This window comes from Moorena sp. SIO2C4, assembly GCF_010672485.1.
Taxonomy (GTDB): Bacteria; Cyanobacteriota; Cyanobacteriia; order Cyanobacteriales; family Coleofasciculaceae; genus Moorena; species Moorena producens.
Map to the genome: position 1 here is coordinate 1 of NZ_JAAHGN010001565.1, position 1,090 is coordinate 1,090.

Sequence of the window (1,090 nt, forward strand, 5' to 3'; positions counted from 1 at the left end):
GCGGTATTTTTAATAAGCTGCGCGATTTCGTCGGTCTGAATGAGCCAGTGGAATACGAATACGAATATGAAGACATGGAGGGGGATGCCTACCCAACTCCCTACCCACAAGAGCAACCGGTGCAACCGCCATCAGAGGAGGAACGTCCAACCAGACGTCGTTCTCGGGAGCGGACAACGGTATCAGAAGCAGGCGTAGGGCCATCTCCCATCAATAATGTGATTGGCATGCCTGGAGCAGTCAATGGCATTTCAGAAGTGGCAGTGATTGAACCTCGTTCCTTTGAAGAAATGCCCCAAGTGATTCAGGCACTGCGGGAACGGAAGTCGGTGGTCTTAAACCTGACCATCATGGATCCAGACCAAGCACAACGAGCGGTGGACTTTGTGGCTGGTGGGACTTACGCTATTGATGGTCATCAAGAGCGTATTGGTGAAAGTATTTTCTTGTTCACACCAAGCTGTGTTCAGGTAAGTACTCAGTCTGGTGTGATTCATGAGATACCTACTCCCCAGGCCCCTCCTTCCCGTCAGACAGCTCCGTCACCAGCCTGGGGTTCTGAGCCAGATCAGATGGCTCAGTAAGAGTCAGGACTTGACAAGTGTCTAGTGTTCAAGAATAACATTAATATTTGAAAAGAGAGGTGTTGGGTTGCCTATAAAACTTGGCATAATTGGTGGCGGTGTCATGGGAGAAGCCCTCCTATCCCGTCTACTTGCCCAACAACTTTACCAGCCTGATCAGGTCTTGGTGAGTGAGCTGCTGGAGCAGCGCCGTGATGGTTTGGCGCAAAAATACGGGATAAGGGTCACTGCCAATAACCAAGCGGCAGCGGCAGCATCAGAGGTTTTGTTACTGGCAATTAAACCTCAGGTATTTGAAGCGGTAGCGGCAGAACTGGCAATGGGTAGAGGTGACAACGGTCGCAGCTTAGGAACGTTGCCAATGGTGATTTCAATTCTAGCTGGAGTGCCTCTGGAACGACTGGAAACCGCTTTTCCATCCCAGTCAGTGATCCGGGCAATGCCTAATACTCCTGCAACAGTTGGGGCGGGAATCACAGCACTAGCTGCTGGAAAATGGGTTTCGC

Annotated in this window: 2 protein-coding genes; both read left to right on the forward strand. The window is 50.9% G+C overall.

Features of this window, described 5'->3' with window-relative positions; translation table 11 throughout:
- Positions 1–5 precede the first annotated feature (5 nt).
- Positions 6–584: a cell division protein SepF gene (locus tag F6K20_RS39535; RefSeq protein WP_287298598.1), complete on the forward strand. Its 579-nt coding sequence runs from the start codon at positions 6–8 to the stop codon at positions 582–584.
- A gap of 67 nt (positions 585–651) precedes the next feature.
- Positions 652–1,090, forward strand: a 439-nt coding sequence (locus F6K20_RS39540) for a pyrroline-5-carboxylate reductase family protein (protein ID WP_287298597.1), incomplete at its 3' end; no start/stop codon positions are given.